This window comes from Exobacillus caeni (assembly GCF_005747095.1).
GTDB classification, from domain to species: domain Bacteria; phylum Bacillota; class Bacilli; order Bacillales; family Guptibacillaceae; genus Exobacillus; species Exobacillus caeni.
The window spans coordinates 288,037-311,741 of sequence record NZ_SWLG01000004.1 but is presented as its reverse complement, the minus strand read 5'-3'; the positions used below and the strand labels follow the sequence as shown (position 1 = coordinate 311,741).

The window sequence follows — 23,705 nt, the reverse complement described above, 5'->3', positions numbered from 1 at the left end:
CTGAAATATTCTATTTCTACTATAGCATCTACCGAAAGAAATGGGATGATAAGAGCTAGAATTTTCTAACCTTTCAATACTTCTGTTGTTCCATTTGCCTTCAACGTTTTCCATTCGCTCAAATAAGGCACATAGTCCATATTTTCCGGTTCATCTTCCAGCACACTAATGAATTCTAATGAGTTTCCATCAGGGTCATTAAAATTAATAAAAGCTGCGGGCATCCAGGTATGGACGAGTGGTTCCAGCGGCTGGCGCCCGAATGACTCTCTCGGTGAAATCTCTCTATCCAGCAGCCACTCTATTGCCGTAAGGATCTCATCATATGTTACACCAAAAGCAAAATGGCGCCTTTCCCATTGTTTTTCTGATACTTCCCACAGCCCCAGCATCTGTTCCTTCTCCTCTTGAAACCAGAAAAAAGCGACTCTCCTTTTTTCAATCTTATGAGCAAACTTCAGTCCGAGCTTTTTATAAAATTCTATCGAATCTTCTAAATTTCGAACAAGTAAATGGGTTTCATACAATCTTCCAGGAAACATTGAATCCCTCCTTTGTATTTCCAAATCTATTGTATTCTTTTCAATGGAATAAATGCTTCAGTCTATAGGTGGAAAAATAAAGGGTTATTCTAAGACGATAGACCGAGCGGAAATTTTTTTATGCTCATACATCTGCTTTTAAAGAAGTATTGTATTTCAAGCCATTTTTGCTATAATAAAACAGTTGCCGGTCGCTCTGGCGGTCAGGCAATAAGCAGTTCGTAACCATCCTGCTTTATCAAAACTAGGGAGGAATTTAATTATGGAAAATACATCATGGTTGCCTTCATCAGGACCGATGCCCCGTCCGAAAAGTGTAAAAGAAGGTCGCGAAGTTTTAAAAAACGAAGCTTTTGACAGCCCGAATGTTCAAAAGGTTACTTTTAAAGCATTAGAATTTACAGCAGTTTGCCCTAAAACAGGCCAGCCAGACTTTGGCCAGGTAGAAATTTCATATGTACCAGACCAAAAGTGCATCGAGTCCAAAGCACTTAAGTTTTATCTCTGGTCCTATCGTGATGAGGGAAGCTTTTGTGAAACCCTCGCAGCCAATATTGCAGATGATGTTGTCTTTGCCATCGATCCAAAGAGTGTCGAAGTTACTGTTTACCAATCTGCCCGCGGAGGCATTGAACTAACAACCACTGCTGTGCGAGAAAAAGGCACTGATAGCAATGAATAACCAGGCGATAAATCGTGATCTTATCTGGTTCAATGTATTGTTTGCCGTTTCCATCGTGGTGGCGAACATCATGGCCGGGAAGATCATCATGATCGGGAGTTTCGTGCTTCCAGCCGCTGTAGTCATGTATGCATTTTCATTTTTGTTTACGGATGTCATCCATGAGCGATACGGTAAAAAAGAAGCGCAAAGAACGATCCTATTCGGGTTTGGAGCCCAGGTTTTTGCAAGTGCGATGATTTTTATCGGAATGCTGCTTCCGGTCGCTCCGTTTGCAGCAGACACCCAAACAGCCTACGAAACGCTTCTGGGACAAAATTATCGCTTCGTATTGGCGAGCTTAGCAGCTTATCTAGTATCCCAGAATGTCGATATATATGTTTTTTCGTTCTTTAAAAAACTGACCAACGAAAAGCATAAATGGCTGCGAAATAATTTGAGTACTTTTACATCACAGTTTCTCGATACTGCGATTTTTATCACGATCGCTTTCATCGGGACGGTCCCCAATATATGGGTGATGATACTATCGCAATATGTAGTAAAACTTGGTCTGGCTCTTATTGATACACCGCTTTTCTACTTATTCACAAAGAACAAAAAAAACAGCGAAGTTCCGGTCGGCAGCGAGGAACCTGCTGTATAAAAAGAGAGGCTGGGACAAAAGTATTTTAGCCAAAGGAAAATCCGAACTATGATTCAAAATTCTTTCATCAGAATTTAAATCAGTTCGGATTTTTCTTTTGGCCGTTTAAGTAATTTTTCCTGTTCATTATATATCGGCTACATATTATCTTTTAATACGATACTGGGGGTACCTCAACCCGCTACGAAAATACACTTCGCTTTCCACGGGCGGCTGGTGAGCCTCCTCATGCTAACGCACTCCGGGGTCTCACCGATGCCATTGCTCCCGTAGGAGTCTTCGTGTATTTTCTCCGCTAGAGGAGGAGTAAAAAAATTCTTTTAGTAGGAAACACTTCCAGCGTAGGCAGAATACGTAGACTCCTCGAAAATGAACTGCCCATTTTCTTCGTGCGATGTCTTGCTGCCGTAGCCTTCCTTATCCTGCGGGAACAGCACGAGTCCGAAGACCCCGCAGCGATGGTTTTTCCGCGAGGAGGCTGAGGCCGTGCCCGCGGAAAGCGAAGTATTCTGCTGAAGCGGTTTGCATCACTCCTACTAGCTACAAAAGAAGATAAATCTATTGAAAATTAACATTTTATACTTGTTGATTCTGAATCATTCGTTTTTTCACTTGAACGTTTTATTTATGTCCCAACCTCTTATTCTTTCACTTAAAACTGATGGCTGCTCAACGTTAACGTTGTTTCTTTCACCTGGCCGTCACGGTAATATTTTACTTTAATCTTGTCTCCGACCTTAACATCTGTATACAAGAATTTCCTTAGTTCTGCTGCATCCTTAATACCTTTGCCATTTAAAGCTACAATAACATCTTTATCTTGCAGTCCGGCCTCAGCAGCAGGTGTACCAGGGGAAGTTCCCATAATGACAACACCGCCGTCTACATCCTCAGGCAAGTGAAGTGCTGCACTCCGTTGGGCTTCTGGCACTTCCGATAATGAATATGGCCTGATTCCAAGATATGGCCGTTCCACTTTGCCGGTTGTTTCAAGCTGCTCAATAATCGGCGCTGCAACATTGACCGGAATTGCAAATCCGATTCCTTCTACGTTGGTCTGCGCAATCTTAGAGGAGTTTATGCCGATCAACTGCCCGGCAATATTGATTAACGCTCCTCCACTGTTACCAGGGTTGATGGAAGCATCGGTTTGAATAACTTCCGCTTCCCAGTCAGGCTGGCCATTTTGGTCAATGTCTGTTGGAATAGTTCTCTTAGGATTGCTGATTATCCCCTGTGTAACTGAACCTTCCAAAAAGCCGAGCGGGTTGCCGAGTGCAATCGCCGGTTCCCCTGCCTTCAATTGGTCAGAGTTTCCGAACTCTACTGTTGCTTCTACATTACTGCCATCGATTTGCAGTACTGCAAGATCCATCAAAGGATCTGTACCTAGTAGCTTCGCCTTAACTTTTTCTTCGTTCTTAAGTGTAACTTCAAGCTCTGCAGCTCCTTCTACCACATGGTTATTTGTTACGATAAACGCTTTCCCGTTTTCCTTTTTATAAATTACACCAGAACCGGATCCTACTTTTCCGACATCACCAAAGTTACTCTGCTGGAGATTCGAAACACTGACGATCGCATCGTCCACTTTATCTACCGCTTTTGTAACATCAGTCGTCACGTTATAAGAAACCTGTTCTGTTTTGACCTCGCTGTTTGCTTCAACTTGCTTATCACCCAACGTTCCATTTATATCCCCGTTTATCATCGGTGCTGCGATAAGCATTACAGATGCTCCGATTGCAGCTCCAAGCCCCCCCGGCATCAACCATCTGTTTTTGCTTTTTTTAGACTGTCTGTTATTTATATGATCATCCTTGTAATAACCCATCATTGGATCATCCTTTCAAATGTTGTGTTTCGGTTACATTTGTATTGTATCGAATTACACGGGTAACTCTGGGATTTTGGGATTATTTTGACAATCTTTGATAATTGTTTCATATTTTTTGTTATTTATCCGGGAAATATAAGGGGTTCTTTTTCCCCGGGATAAAAGGATTAGATGATGCTAATGAAGAATATTTAGTAAACAATAAAGAGGGTGGGAAATTATGAGTAAAGAGTTTATTAATCAAAAAATACCGGGGGTTAAATACGGAGGAATGATTATTTATGGAGAAAGAAAGATACCTCTTCCCGAAGACGCCATTATTTCCATTACGCTTGGGGCCCGTTTCAACATCTGGCGCACGATCGTCAACGGATTTCTCACCCGGTTTGTGATGAAACAAATGATGAATAACCCCGGTTTGTTGTATGCAGAATTAGTCGGGAATATGGAAGAAGGATATGGGCAAACGATGACTGTCTGGGAGAGTAAAGCGATGGTTCCTTTTCGCGACTCCGGATCACATAAATTTTCGATGAAGTTTTTCAGCTGGGTATTCTATAGTGGGAAAGTCCATGCTTATTTTTCAACATACAAAGCCAACGGCTACATTCCTACCTTTGAAGAAGCAAACCAAATCGCCAGGGAATACGGGAGGTTTTTTGAAGGAGGAAAGTTAATCAGAAAAGCCCAGAAACCGGATATTAGTAAATTATTAAAGAAGAAAGCATAACACCGGGTTGAATAGGAAATTGATACTGTTTCTTATTCCACTTTTACAATAAATCCGTAATAAGCATCACCTGCTATAACATTCTCTTCCTTAAGCCATCTCGCAAATATTTCATAATAATAAACACCTTCTTCTTCGGGAGTGGAAAATACATTTCCGATGAGCTTTTCCTGTTTTGCGTCTTGTTCCTTCACTCTAACAATCGTAAGATTATCTGGCCGGGATAAATTTTTAAAGGAGACTTTAATTTTACCTGTTTTGTTTATTACTGCGAACTCCCCATCAAGAACTTCTGGAACTCCTGCTGTATCGACACACACTCCCTGATTAGAGCTATCTTCAGTCCAACAGTAAGACCCCAGTTTCACATTTAATGATTCATTATTAAATTTGACTTCCGGCAACGGAGGTTGCTTTCCTGCCAAACGGCTTTTTCCTTCTCCCATGGAATGGATCCCAAAACAAAGGAAAAGAACGACGGAGGAAACACAAAGAAAGCGAAGCATTATTCTTTTCATCCTCTAACCCCTTTTTACAAATACGACGTCCGATTTTATATCGAGGTTTCATAAAAGAGCAAAATAAAAACACCTATTTCTTTAACCGTAGAAAAAGGTGTTTCAGTCTTCCTTATCAACAGGGCATGTGTCCATTTTCTTTCTCCTTTTGTGTTTGTATGATGATTCTTTGATCACTTGCTAACACAATCAAATAACCCCGGGAGGCATGTTCTCAAAAATATTTCCCATGTGTATTGTGCTTACTATAGGCTTCCTCATATAGCCTTTTTACCTGTTGTAGATGGAGAACCTGTGATTCCTGGCGCTGTTTTCGATCCTGTTTGTTCATCTTTTTCACTTTTTACCATCCTTTCCTTTTATCCAGATTTAGGATTCCCTGAATATTCCTGTTTATACTTCCCATATAAAACAATGCAATCAGTCTCTACCAAGCGGGTTGAGGTACCCCAGTATTGTTTAAAAAGATAATGTGGAGCCTATATAAAGCGTGCCAAAAAAAAAACAGAAAAGCCAGATGGCTTTTCAGTCGGGTTTAATTTCCCAGTTCCAATTCTACCTTTCCAACTCCGAGGTTCAAGTGGATTTCGATCGGATCTCCTGATTCTTCATACAGTTCATTCACAAGTGTCCCGCCAATTTTCATAAGATCTGTACTGTCTATTTTCCCTAAACCTTTATCTGTTTTTAGCTTGAATCCAATATTACGCGGTACGATGATTTTTGTTTTTCCAACACCGCAATTGAGCTTTGCCTGGAAACCCCGCTTCCAATCGCCGCTAAGATCGATCGTTGTTCCCCCAACTCCCATGTCCATATGCAAGCTGGAAATATTCATCCCTTTTAAATCGATGCTGGCTTTTGCTGCACCGCTCTGCACTTTTAATTCTAACGGGATCTCTTTATTAAGTTTTACTCTCCACTCATTAACATGCTTCTTAAAACTGATCGAAGATGAGTTTTCCGGCTTTACAATCAACATGCCTGTTTGTTGATTTTCAGTATAGTTCACTTCGGGCCTTAATTTTTCTTTTGAAAAAGAAAAATCCCCCTCCATTATCTGGTCTCCGGACAATGGTGTAACGTTAAGGTCCCCTATTGGTATCTGCAGGCTCGCTGTTAGTTTTTCTGCATTTTCTTTTGTGACTGTTCTTGAAAATTGTTCTACTTTTGTTTTTCCGAAAATCATCCACCAGCCCCCTTTTCTGTTTATTTATTTCCTCTACTGTTTTTATTCCCCTGGTTTACGTCATTCTCCTTCTTTTTTAAATGGCGGAAAATGAATACTCTTATTTCGTTACTGGTGATACGATTTTAAAAAGGAGGTAAATGGATGGACTGGAATTTAATGAGCACAGAGCTATGGGATGATGAGGCAAAGAATTGGGGGAAACGGGAAAACAAAGCAAAGGCATGGGAAAGAGGCCCGAGAAAAGCCATGATCGATTTTTTATTCGATTATATAGGACAGCCCCCTGGAACGGTTCTGGATTTCGGTTGCGGAACAGGGGAAAGCACGAAGATTATGATGGAAAGAGGATATGATAGCATCGGGACTGACCAGTCCACAAAGATGGTTAAAACGGCAATGCAAAAAGGCGTGCAGGCAAAGGACATGAAAAATAACACACTGCCATTCAGCAACGAATCGTTCGACAGTATATTTGCCTGTACCTCGCTTGAATGGACCAACAGACCTTCAGAGTTGATAAGTGAAGTCTCAAGAGTCTTAAAGCAGGGGGGAAAGATTGTCGCAGTAACACTCGGCCCTTCTGCTAGACCAAGATGGTCGGCTTATAAGCGTTTGTATGGCGAGCAGGTGATCCACAACATGATGATGCCGTGGGAGCTTAAGGCACTTCTTGAAGATCATGGATTGGAGTGCACACGGATGGCAGGCGCCCAGTCAGGGAATAAGCCACTAGTTGATCAGGAAACGTACGAACTTCTTTCCGAAAACTGGATCGCTCAGGCCAGCATTTCGTTTCTCTGGGGAATTGGAGCCGTTAAGAAATAGCAAAGAAAGGCACTGGACATTTAGTTCAGGCCTTTTCTACATTTGATCGGAGGGCTTTCTTATCGATTTTGCCAACATCTGTTTTTGGCAGTTCTTCTAAAAAGATTATCTTCTTAGGAACCTTATACTTCCCAAGCTTTTTCTGGCAAAACGTTGTGATTTCTTCCTCAAGGACTGTTCCCTGCTGCTTTCTCACAATAAAAGCTGTAACGACTTCACCCCATTTTTCGTCAGGAAGCCCAACTACGGCTACTTCGTCGACAAGATCATGTTCTGCTATCACATGCTCGACTTCAAGCGGATAAACGTTTTCTCCTCCGGTTATGATCATGTCCTTTTTCCTTCCTACAATATAATAATATCCTTCGCTATCCTTTTTACTTAAGTCCCCTGTATGGAGCCATTCATCCACGATCGTCTTTTTTGTTACCTCTTCGTTATTCCAATAGTAGCTAAATACGTGATTCCCTTTGATCAGCAGCTCTCCTACTTCATCTTCAGCAGCTTCGGTTCCGTTTTCTTTCATAATCGCTACTTGATTATAGAGCATTGGTTTCCCAACTGACCCTCGCTTACTCAACACGCTGTCAGGATTCAGGAAAAAGTTGTTTGGCCCTGCCTCTGTCAGTCCGTATCCCTCTTTGAATAAAAGCCCTTTTTTATTGAACGCTTGATAAATCGTATAAGAGCATGGAGCTCCTCCGGATAAAAAGGTGTGCATAGTTGGAAAGGCAGACTGCTGAAAAGCTTCTGAATTGATTAACGAATGGTACATTGTCGGGACGAGCAAGATAACCGTACACTTCTCGTTATTTATTCGTTGTATCGCTTCTTCCGGATTAAACTTCCTACCAATAATGACCTTCCCTCCGACATGCAGGACTGGCATAGAAAGCGCATTGAGGCCCCCAGTATGAAACATTGGCAAATACGTTAGTGTTGCATCTGAGGAAGTTAAGCTCCAGCTGGTGATCGTATTGATCATGTTGTAAAAAATATTTTGATGTGTAAGAACAACTCCCTTTGGCTTTCCAGTTGTTCCTCCCGTGTAAAGAATCGCAACAGGGTCATTCTCCCCTACCCATTGTTCCTCGTAATTTTGAAAACCGATTTTCATAATCGTTTTATATTCATTTCCAGTTACTTCAACAAGAGATCTTCGCTTAAGCCCCATAATAATGTTCCTTACTTCTTTATGGTAAAAAAGAACTCTCGGTTCGCAATCAGACAAAATGTATTCGAGTTCCTCCCCGGCAAGCCTCCAATTCATAGGCACAAAGATAGCCCCTAATTTCCCGCAAGCAAAAAACAGATCAAAGTAACTCACATCATTTGGAGATAATAACGCAACACGATCGCCTTTGGAAACCCCTATGCTTTGCAGATATACAGCCAGTTTATTCGCACGGCTATTCATCTCTTGAAAGGTCCATCGCTCCCCTGTATCAGGATCCGATATAGCGATGGAATTCGGAGTCATTCTTGCCCTGCTATATATCCAATCTGTTTGCCAACTCACAACGCATCTCTCTCCTTCTCTTTTCTCCCCCTTACCATAAAAAAAGAGAGTTACAGCACGGTTACAGATGAACCAGTAGTGTTGATAGAGGAGATCGATGAAAAAAGGAACTGTCCGTTGACAGGTCCCACATTGTACAGACCCCAGTAATAAATGAAATACAAAACAAAAAGAAGCCGTTTTGCCGGCTTCTACATGATGATTCCCCCGTCTACGTGGAGAACGGTTCCGTTTACGTAGTTGGATTCTTCTGAGGCAAGGTATAAATAGGCGTTCGCGATATCTGATGGTTTTCCTAAACGCTGTAAAGGTACCTGTTCTTTCATTTTTGCAATGACTTTTTCAGGAACTTTCGCGACCATTCCTGTTTCAATAAAACCCGGTGCTACGGCATTTACGTTTATTCCTTTTCGGCCGAGTTCTTTCGCCCAGGTTTTCGTTAATCCGACTACCCCGGCTTTTGTAGCAGCATAATTAGATTGACCAACATTACCGTATACGCCGGATACTGAAGAAGTATTTATGATCTTTCCTTTTCCCTGTTCGATCATCACTGGGATAACCGACTGGGCACAATAAAAAACGCCTGTCAGGTTAACATCGATGACCTTCTGCCATTCCTCTGCCGCTAATTTTGCAAGAAAGCCGTCGCTAGTAACACCTGCATTGTTGATTAAAATATCAATTTTGCCATAAGCTTTCATCGAAGCATCCACCATTTGCTTTACGCTTTCTTGATCTGCTACATTAACCTGAACAAATATCCCTTCGTGCCCTTTTTCTTTTAAAGATGCCAGGACTTTTTCTCCTGAATCTCTATCATAATCCGCAACTACAACTCTTGCTCCTTCTTCCGCGAACCTGAATGCTGTTTCTCGGCCTATACCGTTGCCTCCGCCTGTAATAACAGCCACTTTTTCGTATAATCTCATCGTTCTCCTCCTATTAAACTGCCAACCTCTATTTTGCAAAACTCGGTTCCAAAAACTGTACGACTACATTTAAGAACTGGCCAAGGTCATCGATCAGCGGTGAATGTCCGCAGTTTTCAAGGATAACCATATTTGCATTTTCACCAATGTCAGTGATGATTTGGTCGGTCATTTCTCTTGTAACGACACGTTCATTCTCTCCCCACAGGACGAGTGTCGGGGCAGTTATCTTAGCTGCTTCTCCCGTTCCTTCTGTTAAGCCGTTGGGCTCGTTGCTTATGTTGAATGTGTTTGTTATATAATACGTATCGATTAAGTTTCGCTGGGTCATCATGTCTTCCAGATATTCTTGATATCTCGTTTCTTCCGGTTCATTATGTGTATAGATCGTTTGCTTCCACATCTGCCTCAGCGGCTCCGATTCCCTGTTCTTATAGGCAGAGGATACCGGGATATACCGAAGCTTATCCTCTTTCATTTCTTCTCTTGTTGCGAGGCGTTCCCATGAACCGTCAGGCTGTGGAGACATGAACGGAAAACCTCTGGTAGAGATTGATTCCAGTAAAACAAGCTTTTTGATGTAGTCCGGGTAATCTGCGGCAAACTGCATCGCTACTCCTCCGCCCAACGACCAGCCGATCACATGAAATTGTTTTAAACCAAGTTCATCTGCAAACAGTTTTATATCTTCTGAAAAATCTTTCATAGAATCGATTCTCTGGTGATACGTTGAGACGCCGAACCCCCTTAGATCAACAGCATAAATGGTATAACCTTCATCAAGGTTTTCCAGCACAAGGTCCCAGTGTTTGGAGGATGTCATGTTTCCGTGGATCAATAGGATCGTTTCATTGCCTCCTGGCCTAAACCGATAACCGAGCGTCTCGCCGTTCGATAGTTTTACAGACTCGAGTTCGATAGCTTCCATCGTTTTCTTTCCCTTCAATAGTTTTTTACCCCCATCTGATGGTCGTTGCTCCCCATGCATAGCCGATTCCGGCACTCACAAGAACTACAATGTCCCCGGGTTTAATCTTCCCTTCCTTTTCTGCCAGCTCCAGTGAAAGAATTTGGTCGATTTGCCCTATATGCCCATATTCACTTAAATAAATGCTTTGTTCCTCTGACAAACCAAGTTCTTTTAACACATACTCATGAGCGGATTTTTTCATATGTAAGATTGCAAGATAGTCGATATCATTAGTGGAATAACCGCTCTTTTCCAGCGACTTTTCGATGACTTCGATAAAGTTCTTCATCGACTTTTCTTCCAGGCGACTTTTCATTCCCTCTGGATCCGTAACGTCAAGGTAGTGTAGCTGTTGCTCGATCGTTTCTTTACTAGCTGGAAGTTTCGTGCCTCCTGCCCTTACGACGACATCTTCTGAAAAGGAGCCATCGGTTATCAAATGGGATTCAAGGACTTCATTCTTTCCCGCCCCTTTTTGTAACAAAAGCGCTCCCCCGCCCGCGGCAAGGTTAAACATAAAGCGAGTCCGGGGATTCTCATAGTTTATGAAATCGACATTTCTGTATCCGCCTGCAAGCAGAACGGTTTGGATCGAGTCATCTGCAACCATCATATCCTTCGCAAGCTTAACAGCCATGACAGTGGTACCGCATCTGAGTGCTACATCGAAGGACCATGCATTGGTGGCTCCTACTTCCTCCTGTAGTTTAATCCCGGCTGTCCAGAGGGGATATTCTTTATGTTCCTCACCAATATAAATAACAAGGTCGATTTCTTCAGGCTTGATTCCCGCGAGATCAATCGCCTTTTGGGCCGCCTTTATTCCCATTCCACAGGTGTGATCATCCTTTTCTGGAACCACCTTTTCTTTAATTCCCATTTTCTTTTCTACTACTTCTTCGGGAAGTCCGGCAGCTGCTGCAATTTCTTTGCCGGACAATCTCCCAGCAGGTAAATATATGCCTGTGCTAAGAATTCCTATCCCGTGTGCTGTATTCATTCTTCACTCACTCTCCAAGCACCTTCTTCATAAATTGCATCGCTTCTTCCATTGAATGGACAGCTATTTCTTTACTATCCTGTACATGGGTTATTTTAATCCGCCACTTGTTTTCATCACTCAACATATCATCGCTGATTTTATGGCATCGAATCACAAAGGAAGAAATAGACGGCTTCGTGTTCATTCTTCTTTCATCCCCCTGTCAGGTTAATGTGTCGCCGCTTTTGAACGCTCTTTTTTATCAAGCGTTGCTTTCTGAGAGTTCTTTCTCTTAAACTGCCATTGTAAAGCAGAACCAACGATCCCTTTAGGGAAAAACATCACCACAAGAATAAAGATTGTTCCAAATAAAATGACCCATCTCTCAAAAATCCAGTGAACCTTTGCAAGGTCCATCAATCCGTGCTGGGCTATTTCGATGAGGGCTGCTCCAAGGATTGGTCCGAAAAGTGTTCCAACTCCCCCGATAATGGTCATAAGCAGCGCATCCAGCGTAACTTCGGTTGCGAAGACACTAGTATTCACAAACCGGAGGCTAACCGCGTACAGAATACCGCTGAACCCGGCAATAGTACCCGCCACAACATTCGCGATTATTTTATAATTCAGCACCCGGTATCCTAGAGATTCAACGCGCTGTTCATTTTCCCTTATCGCCACAAGCACTTTTCCAACAGGAGAAAAGGTGAAACGCCTCATCAACAGGTAAGTGAGAACCATGAAAACAAGTGCGATAAAGTATAAAGATATCCTATCTTTTAGCAAGTCAGGGACTCGAAACGTAAAGCCGTCATTTCCCATCGTCAAAGAACGCCACTTTTCAGCAGTCACCATCAAAAGGCCGGCAACAGCGAGCGTAAGCATTGCAAAGAAATGGCTTTTTAGCCTCAAAGTTAATATGCCTACCAGAAAGCTTAGGACAGCACATAATGCAACCGTTATAAGAACAGCAAGCAATACTCCGTTCCAGCCAGGCTCAAGTTTTTTCATGCAAATTCCGATCGCGTAAGCACCAAGCCCAAAGAACATCGCATGGCCAAACGACACAATCCCTGTATAGCCAAGCAAAAGGTTATAACTCATTGCAAAGATAGAAAAGATAAAAATCTGCGTAAACAAAATCAACATCGTTCTTGAATCGTTCACAAACGGAAACACAGCCAAAAATAATCCCAGAACGATCAACAAAATCGTAAAAGGAGAAAACCTTGTTTTACTCATTGCTTAGCCGCCTCCTTCATACCAAGCAGTCCCTGCGGCCTGAAGATCAAAATGATCAACATCAAGAGCATGTTAACCGCCATCGCGATATCAGGAACATAGTAAGCGGCAAAAGCGCCAAGTACTCCTACTAAAATTGCCGCGATCGCCGATCCGGTCACACTTCCCATTCCACCGATGATTACCACAATGAATGCGAGTATTCCGTATTCCAGGCCGATCTCGGCGTATAGTACACCAGAATAAGGCCCGAGCAATATTCCCGAAAGTCCCGCCATCGCAGCGCCAAGCAAAAAGACAAACAAAAATACCCTTTTAATATTGATGCCAAGCGCTTCCACCATTTCTTTGTTCATCACTCCTGCCCTTACAGTCATTCCAAGCCTCGTTTTATTTAATAAGAATAAGAGTCCGGCAAATACTACTGTTCCTACTGCAATGATGAACAATCGGTATTTGATTAAAATTAATCCTCCGAATTCCCAGCTTCCCTTTAACCACTCCGGCGGCTGGGCTTGAATCAAGTTAGGACCCCAAACTACTTTTACAAGCTCCCCCAGCACGAGCATCGCACCAAGCGTGATCAAAATTTGCCGAACATGATTTCCATAAACCGGCGTTATGATAAACTTTTCAAGCAGCGCCCCGATAATTGCCCCCGCAGCGATCGCAGCAAGAATTCCAAGAATGAAGCTTTCGGTTTGCCCGTACAGCCAGATCCCTGCGTATGCTCCCCAGAGGAAAAGTGCACCGTGGGCAAAGTTAAGTACATCCATCAATCCAAATATCAAAGTCAACCCTGCAGCGAGCAAAAAGATCAGCATGCCGGTTGCAAGTCCGTTGATCAGAATACCCAGAATAACATCCATGTTAAGGCCTCCTTGCCAATAATCGTTAAGCAATGCCGAGGTACTGTTTTTTCAGCTGCTCATCTTCTTTCAATTCCTTCATATCGCCTGAATGGACGGTTTTCCCATCATCGATAATATAGAACCGGTCGCCGATCATGCTTGCCATCATAAAATTTTGCTCCACGAGAATGACAGTTGTTTTCTCCTTCATTTCTTGGATGGATCGCATCACTTTTTCAACAATGATCGGTGCAAGTCCTTTGGAAGGTTCGTCAATTAAGAGAAGATCGTTGCTGTTGATGTATGATCTTGCGATGGAAAGCATCTGCTTTTGCCCCCCGCTTAAGTACCCGCCCTTTTTATGCCAGAAGGTTTTTAAATCAGGGAACAACTTCAGTATCCATTCAAGCCTCTCCATTGTTACGTCGTCTTTCTTTTTCATCGCGACCTTCATGTTCTCTTCGACGGTCAGGTCATTAAAGATCCCCTGGTCTTCTGGGACAAAGCCGATTCCTTTATTCGAGATCTTATAGGTAGGAAGCTTATGAATCGGTTTATTGTTATACGTGATTACGCCATCTGAAATCGGCGCAAGCCCCATCACAGACCTGAGCGTTGTGGTTTTCCCCGCCCCGTTCCTGCCAAGAAGTACCGTTACTTCGCCTTTCTTCGCTTCAAAAGACACCCCCTGCAGGATGTGATATTGTCCGAGGTATGTTTCAATTGCATCTACTTTAAGAAGCGTCATCGTAAAGACCTCCTAAATAGGCGGACTGAACCTGGTCATTGTTCATAATTTCTTCCGGATCTCCATCAGCAAGGAGTTTACCGTTAAACAAAACCATAATACTGTCCGATAAATCGAGCACCATATCCATTTTGTGCTCGATCAGCAGAATCGTGCGGTTCCCGTCTTCCTTAATCTTTTTGATCACATCCAGGATTTTAGGGACTTCTTCTAATGACATGCCTGCAGTCGGTTCATCCAGTAACAGCAGTTCTGTTTCAAGTGCTAACAGCATTGCGATTTCCAGCTTCCTTTTCTCACCGTGTGCAAGATTAATCGCAAGCTCCATCGCTTTTTCGCCAAGGTAAACGAGCTCTAACAATTCATAGGCTTTTCTTTCCATATCTTTATATTTTTTAAAATGGGACAGCATACGATATCGAACCCCGGCCTGAGACTGAACGGCAAGCCTGACGTTCTCAAAGCATGTCAGGTTAGGAAATACGTTCGTGATCTGGAATGAGCGGCCGATTCCTTTTCTTGTTCGATAAGTTGGGTTCATCCTTGTGACATCTTCCCCTTTAAAAAATATTTTTCCATTTGTCGGTTTAAGCTGCCCGCTTAGAAGGTTAAAAAAGGTAGTCTTGCCCGCCCCGTTTGGCCCGATGATAGACTTTAGCTTATTCTTTTCAATTTCTACGCTTACACTATTCACAGCAGTATGTCCGCCAAACGTTATACTAAGGTCCTTCGTTTCTAAAATTGATTCCACTTATTCTTCACCCCGTTTACTGGTTGCGTATTTTGAAAAAGGACAAACTTCGGCGAAAAGCACCTTCGCCGAAGTCAATAAAGCTTTAATTTTGGACAGGAGGAGCAGTATCTTCAGGTGAAAGTTCTTTTAACAGGACAGGGACTGGATAATCGAACCCTTCCTTCTTCTCAAGCTTGATCGCATACATCGTTTGCAGAGCCTGATGGTCCTCTTCTCTAAATGTCATCGTTCCTTTCGGGGTTTCAAATGACATGCCTTCCATCGCTTCGATCAAAGCATCAGCACTCGCATCGCCATCTGTTTTTTTCAACGCATCTACAATTGCGATGGGGCTCGTCGCTTTTTGAACGGCAGTATCTGGTTTTGTTTCTGTGTCTTCAAATACAAACTCAATTTTTTTGCCGCCCACTTCCATTGTTCCGTCGGTCGCATAATCCAGGCCGAGTTCAAATCCTTTTTGCGTTTGCTTACCATAAGACTCAAGTGCGCCGGTCAATGAAGCTAGCACCCCGATCTTGACTACTTCTTTTCCATCTGATCCTCCGTCATCACTAGACCCTGCATTTCCGGAATTGTTACTTGCCGAATTCGAAGAACATCCAGCTGTAAAAATCATAATAAAAACCATAACAATTCCGAACATCCGTAAAAATGCTTTTTCCTTCGTCACAAACATCCCCCTCATACAGAGAAATTTTAAGATTTGATTGGTTTTATTATGAAAAACAGAAGTTACAAACGAGTTACAGTACTTAAGAAATGTTTCATCTATCAAAAAACGACATAAAGAAAAAGGCATGGAACGAAGAGCTAAACAAATGGTTTGGTGGGGTGAGAATCCAGCTTAATTATTCTTGAAGTTAACCCAAAAGCTATTCTCCTGATGAATGAAGGGGAAGTTACTCCACAACCACATGAGCGCTATCACAATTCCCGGAAACTAACAAAGTCAGGGTGACTTTTATTTTTTAAAACATGCCCATTGCTATAGGACAAAAAACATAGCCTCCAAGTTCACTTCGCCCTCAAAAAAAGAGAGGGAAAAATCTCCCTCTGCTTTACAGCAACTCCAACTCCGCTGCTTCCTGTATCATATAGGCCATTCGTTTTGTTGTATCAAGCGGTTCCACACCCATTTCTTCCATCAACTTATTCATACACTTCTCATATACCTTCAACGCATATGGGCGGTTATTTTTGCGATAATAACAATACATCAGCAACCTGTATGCTTCTTCCCAGCAGGCATCCCTCGCAAGTATCTCGTTGCACCAGTGGATCGCTTCGTCAAATTTTTCCTCTTTGACTTTTAGTTGGGCAAGATACTCGGCACCGCGAAGGAAAAGCACCATCAATCGTTCTCGCTCTTCGATGCACCAATCTTCATACCTTCGATTCGGCAAATAATCTCCTTTATATAGTTCAAGGCCGATCGTTAATTTTTTTATCGATCGATGCGTTTCCGGTTCTGAGAGTCCTTCCTCAATCAATTGCTCAAACCTGCGTGCATCAACCTCGATACCAGCGCTTCTATTTAACCCGTAGGTCGAACCCTGGCGTTCAATAAAGAAAGGGGCGGTTCTTGCCTTGCGTTCTGGTTCCAGCACTTTGTTTAAGGCGTTTAAGGCTACTTTAAAATCCCTTGTTGCCGTTTCTTCGTCAAGATCTTTCCAGAGGAGGTTGAGCAACTCGCTTTTAGGAATCCACTTTTTGAAGCGGGTAATAAAAACCTGAAACAGTTCTTTCGCTTTTTCTCGCTTCCAATCGCCCTGTTCAACCTCCTTATTGCCGAGCCATACCCTGAATTCCCCGAGCGTGTTCACTCTAAGTGTATATCCTGGATGGAAAGTGAGATCTTCTACACCCATTTGTTCAAGCAAGGGCTGAACCCTTTTAATATTTATTCCCTGTTTTTTAGCTTCAAGAAGTACAGGTATGAGACTTTGGATATCAGTAGGGCCGAACGCCGTACGTTTTGTCACGAAAAACTCGTATTTTCCTTTATAAGCGTTTTCGAGAAAATCGCTTATATATTTTTGAAAAGTTTCTACTTCTCCCTTCTCATAACAAACCAGTGCCAGCCAAAAGTTAGTGACTGTGATCCCATAAGAGCAGCTGCAACTTTTGAAGTTTTCAAGACTATCAGTAAAAAGAGTTTCCGCTTCCTCATGCAGCCCTTCATAATATGAAGCGATCCCCATCGAAAGCCTGATATAAGAAGACAGCCAGACATCCTTCACTTTTTCTGTTTCTTCCAGAGCTTGATTTCCATTTTCAATAGCGAGCTCGTAATCGCCTGTCCTGCCGTATAAAAGGCAGAGTCCCATGAGCGGTTCAGCTTTTCCGCGGTTCATTTTCAATTCTTCCATCATGCCGAGCGCTGTTTGATAGCATTCGATCGCTAACTGCCTGTTATAGCGTTCAATAAGCTGAACTGAATGGCCGATCCTAATCCAGCCGCACGCTTCTACAAAAGGCGCTTTTCTCTTACTTCCCTGAAGAATCCCGGCTTCAGCGAGTTTCTTCGCGCTTTCCGCTTCTCCCATATACGCATTGATGATCGACAACAGGAGATCTGTCTCCCGATGTGAACGGGACAGATGATTCTCACTTAAACTCCTGTTCCTGCTTTGCTCCAATACTTCTTTTGCTTTTTGAAGGCGCCCGGTCCTTAAGTACAGGCGTGCCTCCAGCTCTATTTTTTGGAATTCCTCGATTGATTGGTCTGTGGCAAATATTTTCTTGCTCTTTTTATACCATTCCTCTGCAGCTTCCATCTGTCCGAGGTTCACCATATTTTCAGCCATCAAGGTATACATTTGTATTTTTTTCGATAACTCGGCATTTTTGCTCTGTTCCATTAATTCGATTGCTTTAGAAAGGTACGGAGCAGCATTGCCAGGCTGAATCGTGTCCAGATACACCTTTGCTATCCCCTCATAGCCCGCACTTTCCCCCAGCGGGTTACGCATGCGTTCTGCCTGTTTTATCGTCCGTTCGAAACAGTATGTTGCCGTTTTATAATGGCATCTATACCTGCTTATCTCGCCTTCATAAAACCAGAGCATAAAGTTTCGGTCTTTCATTTGTTCAGGGATAAGCTGTAAAAGTTCAAGCAAAGATTCTATCTTGCCGCTTTCCAGCATTTCTTTTCCGTAAAAGTGAAGCATTCTTCCCAGTTGTTCATAGTCCTGGAGTGCGATCAAATGTGTTATGGCCCTTTCATTATCCTGCTGTTCCATAAAGTATTTAGCAGCATGCTTTTGCACCATCTTATACTCCTCTGGCTTTTGCTTTAATTGCGTTTGCAGGAAATCTCTGAATAGTGCATGATACCGGTAATGTCCGTCTCCGATAGGCACAATGAACAAATTTTGTTGAATAAGCTTTTCCAGCATCTTTCCTGATCCTTCAATCTGTAACAGTTCATTACATAAGTGTTCTGAAAGTTCTTCCAGTATGCTCGTTTGTTCCAAAAAGCTCTGGATCAGTTTTGGCTGTTTTGAAAATACTTCCATCGCTATAAACCGAAACAATTCTTCCATCGAGGAAGGATTTTTAAACAAAAAGGAATCGATCGTCCCGTTATTCTTTAGCTGCTGCCATATCATTTGGATCGCTATAATCCAGCCTTCCGTTAACTGAAAAATCGCATGAATTTGTCTATCATCCAGCGGCATCTCATAATAATCCGAAAACAACACATCGATTTCTTCCGGTGAAAAAGCAAGATCCTGCTCCGTAACCTCGAGCAGTTCCCCCTTTACCTGAAGCGGAACAAGAATTTCCCAGTCAGGTCTGACACGCCCTGATAGGACAAGATGAACATGAGGCGGTAAATGCTGTATAAACGTCATCATCCACTTCTTGATTGAATCGGTTTGCTCGATCACATGAAAATCATCCAGCACCAAAATAATTGACCCCTGGAGTCCGGCCAGTTCATTGATAAATTCCGTACAAATGAACTGAATATCTTCATCATAGGTATATGGTTCTTCCGTCATCATATAATCCAGCAACTCCTGCGCAAAGGAAGGTTCCTGCTTACGAAAAGCATAGAGTAGGTGAATCACAAACGGCAAAAAGTCGTCATCCTGTTTTGACAGGCTATACCAGCAAAAGGAATAATGACTGTCCTTTAAAAAAGAAGACAATGTTGTACTTTTTCCGTACCCGGGCCCTGAATGTATGATTGATAACGGGTGGCTTGTTATTTGACTTATCTTTTTTACTAAAGTGGGGCGTCTTACATTGGTGTCCTTTACTAACGGCGGGATTAGCCTGGTTGTCATCACTGGAAATTTCCGGTTCACTTCAATCCCTCATTTTTAAGAATTTTCTTACTTTAATCTATTCGTTTTTTAATGGGATAATCCTCCTATCACAATTGCCTTCACGAAGAAAACGGCAACAGTTGTACCTCCTATACGGCAAAAAAAATACAGGCATCCTGGCCTGTAATGTTTTATTAACTATGTGCTCTTTGTTTATATTTTCTTGTCCAGGAATATAAAAGCAGACTGAGAACGATGAGTATCTGGAAAAGGACGGCAAACGAATCCCAGAAATAAGGATCTGAGACCGGCCTCAACAGGTTAGGCAGAAGTTGTGAGTAAGCGTACACCATCTGTGGAATGCCATACCCTATAAAGACCCCTAAGGTGAGAAGAACTCCGGTAAGATAGAAAATACTATACAGCCGGACTATCTTAACCTCCCCTTCAAACATCTCAGTATGCTTTTCTGCCGGGAGAAAAGGAAGCCACTTTCGCAAATACACCTTACTGTTTTCCATCAAATTATAGCAGCCGGTAGTATTTTCAAAAACATAATATAAATCTGTTTTCATATAGAAGCAACACTGGTAGATCATTTTTATCACAATGTCTAAAACCGCAATCGCTAGAATACCCGGGAAGAGGGAAGAAGCCTCCGGAAAAGCGATCTGGGCGATTAGAGCAACAAATAATACTACGTTGTCAAAACACATCCCGGCAAGATATAACACATTTCTCTCTCTTGCAGGCAATCGCCAGGCATGGGTCATGTCCGTTTCAAACACTACTAAAAACAACCGATGGCTGATGCCGAGCGAGGTCGGTAATCCATATGATCGTACTGCCAGCACATGGCCTAATTCATGCACCACTATCAAAAGCAAAGAGAGTCCCATCATCAGCAGGATATTCAACATAAGTGAATCAAACAAAAAGATATCTTTATAATTCGGGAATAATTCAGGTTTGATTGAAAAAATAATGATATTGAAAAAGAACAACAGCATGTAAACTCTGGTAGAAATCCTGTTAAAGAAAAACTTCCCGGCCCGGGCTGGAAGCCAGCTGAACTTATCAGAAGAACCGGAAACAGCTCTATCAGCCACTTCTACTCCATCCACTTCGCTGACAAGGCCGAGTTCCAGCAACTGGTCAATAAAATCAAGCAAATCAATGTCTTCTTCAGGAAACCTCTTCTTTAAACTCGCTTCAAGTTCTTTAAGATCCATATTACTCTGCAATCCCTCGATAGCAATAATGCCAGGTTCCGGGATTTCAAAGTATTCGCCGGTATCGCTGTTTTCGACGATACTATTTTTCTTATCTATGTGAATGGCAATCTGTGATAACTTTATTTGGCTGTCATAGCTGATTTCCATGATTATCATTCCTTAATTATGAAATAGGGATGCCTATATTGGCATCCCTCTTCTACTTTAAGTTCTCCATCTATCCCACATACACCACCAGCAAGTTGTTTTAATTTTCTTTAGCTTTCTGATTTTCATTATTTCACCTCCCCTAATTCCTTAATATCAGCACCAAAATTTGGATAATCAATTTGTTTTGCGTTTTTATGGTAGTCTACTGAATAATCTATAAAAGAGTTTGAGACCTTTTTAAAAACTTTTACCAGATTAGGGTCAAACTGTGTGCCTTCTCCTTCAACGATTCGTTTGTATGCTTCTTCATGGGACATCGCGGAACGATAAGACCTTGAAGACGTCATCGCATCATAGGCATCGGCTATAGCTGTCACTCTTGCCAGCAAAGGAATATTTGTCTTGCTTAATCCATTTGGATAACCCTTGCCATCCCAGCGTTCATGATGATATTTAATGACATCAAGGCAACTCTCAAGCCCTTCGATACCTGTAACTGCTTGTGCTCCAACAACCGGATGAGTTTTAATAACTTCGAACTCTTCATCAGTCAAACGTGAAGGTTTCATTAATATCTGATCTGGAATATGAACCTTGCCTACATCATGTAATAGACAAGCATAGTTGTAGGTTTTAAGTTCATCGTTTGATAAACCATTCATCTCTTTTGCTAATATTTGAGAATACCCAGCTACTCTCTCACTATGGCCTCTGGTATATGGATCTTTTAACTCGAGGGTAGCTACAACACCTCTGACAATTCCTTCAAGCTGTTGATCATAGGATTGTTCGATCGCACTCATATAACCTTTAAAACGATTTAAAAGAACAAATGCGATTAATGCAAATATAACAGTTAGCCCGATCGGAATTATGACAATAGGCTCTAAAAGTATGCCTCCTAACAACAAATACTTAACTATTGTCCCAAGGGAAACAAGCCAGAAGAAACGGTAGTTGACAAATATAGGTGAAAATAAGACTAAAAATATTTCTACTGCATTCCCTGTCTTGTATTCTAAGCCGGAATCATAGTAGATTAATAACTCATTTGCTATGTTCATTAATGTAAAGGCAATGAAATATACGTATTTTACTTGATGTACTCTGTTATGTTTAATAAGGTAAAGAGCCACGAACAGCAATCCGGAAAGCAAAACATAAAACCAGAAGCCTAAGCCCCCTTTATATGGGATACCCATCTGCCCCTCAACATATGGAATAATAAGATAAAACACTAAGTCATAACTTAACGTAACGATATAGAAGAAATATAAAAATAGCTTTGTTGTTCTTAGCTCTTCGTTTAAAAGAGTGGAAATCATCATCCTTTTTTGCATAAAGTAACCCTCGCTGCTTTTTTATTTGTGCTGTTAAAGCATAATTTTAAATATAATCTTTCCTTACTATCGCTCTCTAGTCCCAGGATGCTAACTATAAATTTATAGAATCATAGGTTACCATCAAAGTTAACTTTGCAATTTTTTCGACAAATAAATACAAAGCCTCTACTCAAAGTGTATAAAAAACTTAGTGCCCCGTCTAGATAGTTTGTCATATTCTTTTTTTTATCATCATTTATCCCAAGGAGGTCCTTTCTCCCAAACTCACTGCTAAATATGAGAAAAAAACTTAAATCACAGGCTAATAAAAAGGCATTATGTACTATCTGCATTCAAATCGAAAGGCCTATTGCGTGTTTTTTATTGGAAAAATTGGTTATATTATCCCACCCATCTTTACCATGAACGGCGGTTTTCCACTAAAAAACCTCACCAACAATCTGGTGAGGTTTAAACATATCCGTTAATTTCTTTATATTTTTGTTGATCCAGTAAACCCGAAATTAGCGAACAATCTATTTTCAACCGGGATAATCCCTTTTTTTCAAAAAATAAATCTGTTTTTTCCTGGCTTTTTGAATTAGCGCCTTTCTCTATATGCTCACTTTCGGTGCTGTAACATGCCCAGGTACCGAAAGCCTTTGCCATCTCAAACACATAACCTTTGTTACGGTACTCTGAAATGATCGTATATCCGATTTCCACTTCTCCGTTTTGGTCTGGTTCCTTAAGAAAGCCCATTGCTCCGATGACTTTTTGGTCTCTCGTATGGATTAATGGCCCCTCCAGCTTGCATTTTAACGGTTCAAGCTCTTCATTGCTAACTTTTAGGGATAATGTTTCATCATATTCATCTACTGAAAAGTTTTCCGGCACCTCAACAGAAAGAATGTCTCCCAGTTGATTTTTTTCTTTCAACTTCATGGCTCTAAGTAAATCGATTGAAAGAGGAATCATTGTCAGACGTTCGGTTTGGATATAAGGCATTTAAAAACTGTCCTCCTTAACAGTTTTACCTGTGCACAGATGTCAAACTTTTTTGACTATTTCGTATACGATATGTTATTATAGGTGTTTCCCGTATTTCGACATAATAAACGGAATCTTCGATCATTTTTCATATAAGGATCTTTTCGCAGACTTTGTTGCTTAATAAGCTTCACATAAGAGATGAACTGCGACGCAATTACAGCATTGATTTTCGCTCCGGGCAGTTCACTTTCCGCGGGCAATGCTTCAGCTTAAGCAAAAACCGCCTGTCTAGTTCCGGCTCACAGAGACTAGTGGATTTCCCCCCCCTCCTTGCGATACGGCAATATCGACTCTCTTTCGTTCGGCGTTGTTTCTTATCTCCATGCGGTTCAGTCCAATCCATTCGTTTCTTGGCGTTCGCCTCCACCTTTCAACACTGCGGGATCTTCAGCTTTTGCTTTTCCTGCAGGACAAGGAAGGCTTCGACAGCTGGACATCGCACGAAGGAAATGCGAATACATTTTCGAGGAGTCTACTGCCCTCTGCTCCAATCAATTGGCGTTTTTCAAAAATGTAGAACGTCAAAGCACAGCTCAGCGAAGGAAATACACGTAGACTCCTGCGGGACAGCGAAGACGACTGAGACCCCGCAAGGAGCGTTCTTTGCGAGTGAGGAGGCTCAGCGCGAGCCCGCGGAAAGCGTAGTGTATTTCCGTAGCGACCAGCCGTTCGCTATGTCGCAGTTTATCGCTTTTATG

Annotated in this window: 23 protein-coding genes; 4 read left to right on the top strand and 19 right to left on the bottom strand. The window is 42.0% G+C overall.

Annotated elements, in window-relative coordinates:
• Positions 1-65: 65 nt before the first annotated feature.
• Complete coding sequence (locus FCL54_RS07065; RefSeq protein ID WP_138124746.1) at positions 66-542, bottom strand: VOC family protein; 477 nt, start codon at positions 540-542, stop codon at positions 66-68.
• A gap of 262 nt (positions 543-804) precedes the next feature.
• Between FCL54_RS07065 and queF the strand changes: the two genes are divergently transcribed.
• Together queF and FCL54_RS07055 are read left to right on the top strand one after the other, a co-directional pair.
• Entirely contained in the window at positions 805-1,224 is a 420-nt protein-coding gene (gene queF, locus FCL54_RS07060; protein ID WP_138124743.1) for a preQ(1) synthase, read from the top strand.
• Positions 1,217-1,870: a queuosine precursor transporter gene (locus FCL54_RS07055; protein WP_138124740.1), complete on the top strand. Its 654-nt coding sequence runs from the start codon at positions 1,217-1,219 to the stop codon at positions 1,868-1,870. The genes queF and FCL54_RS07055 overlap by 8 nt, the downstream gene beginning before the upstream one ends.
• Before the next feature lie 652 nt (positions 1,871-2,522).
• Here the strand turns inward: FCL54_RS07055 and FCL54_RS07050 are convergent.
• Complete coding sequence (locus FCL54_RS07050) at positions 2,523-3,704, bottom strand: S1C family serine protease (protein ID WP_138124737.1); 1,182 nt, start codon at positions 3,702-3,704, stop codon at positions 2,523-2,525.
• Between the two features lie 223 nt (positions 3,705-3,927).
• On the opposite strand from FCL54_RS07050, the gene FCL54_RS07045 reads away from it, so the two are divergent.
• Positions 3,928-4,437, top strand: coding sequence for a hypothetical protein (locus FCL54_RS07045; protein ID WP_246055164.1), 510 nt, complete (start codon positions 3,928-3,930; stop codon positions 4,435-4,437).
• 32 nt (positions 4,438-4,469) lie between these two features.
• Here the strand turns inward: FCL54_RS07045 and FCL54_RS07040 are convergent, their stop codons facing one another.
• The 3 genes from FCL54_RS07040 to FCL54_RS07035 all read right to left on the bottom strand — a co-directional run bounded on the left by FCL54_RS07040 (position 4,470) and on the right by FCL54_RS07035 (position 6,144).
• Positions 4,470-4,955 (bottom strand): hypothetical protein, encoded by a 486-nt coding sequence (locus FCL54_RS07040; protein ID WP_138124734.1) that lies wholly within the window; start codon positions 4,953-4,955, stop codon positions 4,470-4,472.
• A gap of 214 nt (positions 4,956-5,169) precedes the next feature.
• On the bottom strand, positions 5,170-5,295 hold the full coding sequence (locus FCL54_RS24570) for a hypothetical protein (protein WP_281281352.1): 126 nt from the start codon (positions 5,293-5,295) through the stop codon (positions 5,170-5,172).
• Between the two features lie 195 nt (positions 5,296-5,490).
• Positions 5,491-6,144: a toast rack family protein gene (locus FCL54_RS07035; RefSeq protein WP_138124731.1), complete on the bottom strand. Its 654-nt coding sequence runs from the start codon at positions 6,142-6,144 to the stop codon at positions 5,491-5,493.
• A 144-nt stretch (positions 6,145-6,288) separates the two neighbouring features.
• Here FCL54_RS07035 and FCL54_RS07030 point away from each other — a divergent pair, with 144 nt between their 5' ends.
• The gene (locus tag FCL54_RS07030) at positions 6,289-6,972 is read left to right on the top strand and encodes a class I SAM-dependent methyltransferase (RefSeq protein ID WP_138124728.1); all 684 of its coding nucleotides are present in this window, start codon (positions 6,289-6,291) and stop codon (positions 6,970-6,972) included.
• Positions 6,973-6,997: 25 nt separating this feature from the next.
• On the opposite strand, the gene FCL54_RS07025 is transcribed toward FCL54_RS07030, so the two are convergent.
• The 14 genes from FCL54_RS07025 to FCL54_RS06960 all read right to left on the bottom strand — a co-directional run bounded on the left by FCL54_RS07025 (position 6,998) and on the right by FCL54_RS06960 (position 22,962).
• Entirely contained in the window at positions 6,998-8,491 is a 1,494-nt protein-coding gene (locus tag FCL54_RS07025; protein WP_138124725.1) for an acyl-CoA synthetase, read from the bottom strand.
• Between the two features lie 191 nt (positions 8,492-8,682).
• On the bottom strand, positions 8,683-9,423 hold the full coding sequence (gene fabG / locus FCL54_RS07020) for a 3-oxoacyl-ACP reductase FabG (RefSeq protein ID WP_138124722.1): 741 nt from the start codon (positions 9,421-9,423) through the stop codon (positions 8,683-8,685).
• Positions 9,424-9,451: 28 nt separating this feature from the next.
• On the bottom strand, positions 9,452-10,369 hold the full coding sequence (gene phaZ, locus FCL54_RS07015; RefSeq protein WP_342773861.1) for an intracellular short-chain-length polyhydroxyalkanoate depolymerase: 918 nt from the start codon (positions 10,367-10,369) through the stop codon (positions 9,452-9,454).
• 7 nt (positions 10,370-10,376) lie between these two features.
• Positions 10,377-11,393, bottom strand: a complete 1,017-nt coding sequence (locus FCL54_RS07010) for a 3-oxoacyl-ACP synthase (protein WP_138124719.1) — start codon at positions 11,391-11,393, stop codon at positions 10,377-10,379.
• 7 nt (positions 11,394-11,400) lie between these two features.
• Positions 11,401-11,580, bottom strand: coding sequence for a hypothetical protein (locus tag FCL54_RS07005; RefSeq protein WP_138124716.1), 180 nt, complete (start codon positions 11,578-11,580; stop codon positions 11,401-11,403).
• Positions 11,581-11,603: 23 nt separating this feature from the next.
• Complete coding sequence (locus tag FCL54_RS07000) at positions 11,604-12,617, bottom strand: branched-chain amino acid ABC transporter permease (protein ID WP_138124713.1); 1,014 nt, start codon at positions 12,615-12,617, stop codon at positions 11,604-11,606.
• Positions 12,614-13,486 carry a branched-chain amino acid ABC transporter permease gene (locus tag FCL54_RS06995; protein ID WP_138124710.1) on the bottom strand — a complete coding sequence of 291 codons (873 nt, stop codon included), beginning with the start codon at positions 13,484-13,486 and terminating at the stop codon, positions 12,614-12,616. The genes FCL54_RS07000 and FCL54_RS06995 overlap by 4 nt, the downstream gene beginning before the upstream one ends.
• Before the next feature lie 25 nt (positions 13,487-13,511).
• The gene (locus tag FCL54_RS06990) at positions 13,512-14,216 is read right to left on the bottom strand and encodes an ABC transporter ATP-binding protein (protein ID WP_138124707.1); all 705 of its coding nucleotides are present in this window, start codon (positions 14,214-14,216) and stop codon (positions 13,512-13,514) included.
• Positions 14,203-14,967 carry an ABC transporter ATP-binding protein gene (locus FCL54_RS06985; RefSeq protein WP_138124704.1) on the bottom strand — a complete coding sequence of 255 codons (765 nt, stop codon included), beginning with the start codon at positions 14,965-14,967 and terminating at the stop codon, positions 14,203-14,205. The genes FCL54_RS06990 and FCL54_RS06985 overlap by 14 nt, the downstream gene beginning before the upstream one ends.
• A gap of 85 nt (positions 14,968-15,052) precedes the next feature.
• Positions 15,053-15,586 carry an ABC transporter substrate-binding protein gene (locus FCL54_RS06980; RefSeq protein WP_425467111.1) on the bottom strand — a complete coding sequence of 178 codons (534 nt, stop codon included), beginning with the start codon at positions 15,584-15,586 and terminating at the stop codon, positions 15,053-15,055.
• Between the two features lie 442 nt (positions 15,587-16,028).
• Positions 16,029-19,286, bottom strand: a complete 3,258-nt coding sequence (locus FCL54_RS06975; protein ID WP_246055163.1) for a winged helix-turn-helix domain-containing protein — start codon at positions 19,284-19,286, stop codon at positions 16,029-16,031.
• 155 nt (positions 19,287-19,441) lie between these two features.
• Positions 19,442-20,629, bottom strand: a complete 1,188-nt coding sequence (locus FCL54_RS06970; RefSeq protein WP_138124701.1) for a peptidase — start codon at positions 20,627-20,629, stop codon at positions 19,442-19,444.
• Between the two features lie 128 nt (positions 20,630-20,757).
• Positions 20,758-21,972, bottom strand: a complete 1,215-nt coding sequence (locus FCL54_RS06965; RefSeq protein WP_138124699.1) for an HD-GYP domain-containing protein — start codon at positions 21,970-21,972, stop codon at positions 20,758-20,760.
• A 453-nt stretch (positions 21,973-22,425) separates the two neighbouring features.
• Positions 22,426-22,962: a GNAT family N-acetyltransferase gene (locus FCL54_RS06960; RefSeq protein WP_138124696.1), complete on the bottom strand. Its 537-nt coding sequence runs from the start codon at positions 22,960-22,962 to the stop codon at positions 22,426-22,428.
• Between the last annotated feature and the right edge of the window lie 743 nt (positions 22,963-23,705).

Excerpts from the sequence above, each read along its gene's own strand:
- FCL54_RS07065 (WP_138124746.1), bottom strand. The coding sequence starts at position 542 with ATGTTTCCTGGAAGATTGTATGAAACCCATTTACTTGTTCGAAATTTA.
- queF (WP_138124743.1), top strand. The coding sequence starts at position 805 with ATGGAAAATACATCATGGTTGCCTTCATCAGGACCGATGCCCCGTCCG.
- FCL54_RS07055 (WP_138124740.1), top strand. The coding sequence starts at position 1,217 with ATGAATAACCAGGCGATAAATCGTGATCTTATCTGGTTCAATGTATTG.
- FCL54_RS07050 (WP_138124737.1), bottom strand. The coding sequence starts at position 3,704 with ATGGGTTATTACAAGGATGATCATATAAATAACAGACAGTCTAAAAAA.
- FCL54_RS07045 (WP_246055164.1), top strand. The coding sequence starts at position 3,928 with ATGAGTAAAGAGTTTATTAATCAAAAAATACCGGGGGTTAAATACGGA.
- FCL54_RS07040 (WP_138124734.1), bottom strand. The coding sequence starts at position 4,955 with ATGAAAAGAATAATGCTTCGCTTTCTTTGTGTTTCCTCCGTCGTTCTT.
- FCL54_RS07035 (WP_138124731.1), bottom strand. The coding sequence starts at position 6,144 with ATGATTTTCGGAAAAACAAAAGTAGAACAATTTTCAAGAACAGTCACA.
- FCL54_RS07030 (WP_138124728.1), top strand. The coding sequence starts at position 6,289 with ATGGACTGGAATTTAATGAGCACAGAGCTATGGGATGATGAGGCAAAG.
- fabG (WP_138124722.1), bottom strand. The coding sequence starts at position 9,423 with ATGAGATTATACGAAAAAGTGGCTGTTATTACAGGCGGAGGCAACGGT.
- FCL54_RS07010 (WP_138124719.1), bottom strand. The coding sequence starts at position 11,393 with ATGAATACAGCACACGGGATAGGAATTCTTAGCACAGGCATATATTTA.
- FCL54_RS07005 (WP_138124716.1), bottom strand. The coding sequence starts at position 11,580 with ATGAACACGAAGCCGTCTATTTCTTCCTTTGTGATTCGATGCCATAAA.
- FCL54_RS07000 (WP_138124713.1), bottom strand. The coding sequence starts at position 12,617 with ATGAGTAAAACAAGGTTTTCTCCTTTTACGATTTTGTTGATCGTTCTG.
- FCL54_RS06995 (WP_138124710.1), bottom strand. The coding sequence starts at position 13,486 with ATGGATGTTATTCTGGGTATTCTGATCAACGGACTTGCAACCGGCATG.
- FCL54_RS06990 (WP_138124707.1), bottom strand. The coding sequence starts at position 14,216 with ATGACGCTTCTTAAAGTAGATGCAATTGAAACATACCTCGGACAATAT.
- FCL54_RS06980 (WP_425467111.1), bottom strand. The coding sequence starts at position 15,586 with ATGATTTTTACAGCTGGATGTTCTTCGAATTCGGCAAGTAACAATTCC.
- FCL54_RS06970 (WP_138124701.1), bottom strand. The coding sequence starts at position 20,629 with ATGGAAATCAGCTATGACAGCCAAATAAAGTTATCACAGATTGCCATT.
- FCL54_RS06965 (WP_138124699.1), bottom strand. The coding sequence starts at position 21,972 with ATGCAAAAAAGGATGATGATTTCCACTCTTTTAAACGAAGAGCTAAGA.
- FCL54_RS06960 (WP_138124696.1), bottom strand. The coding sequence starts at position 22,962 with ATGCCTTATATCCAAACCGAACGTCTGACAATGATTCCTCTTTCAATC.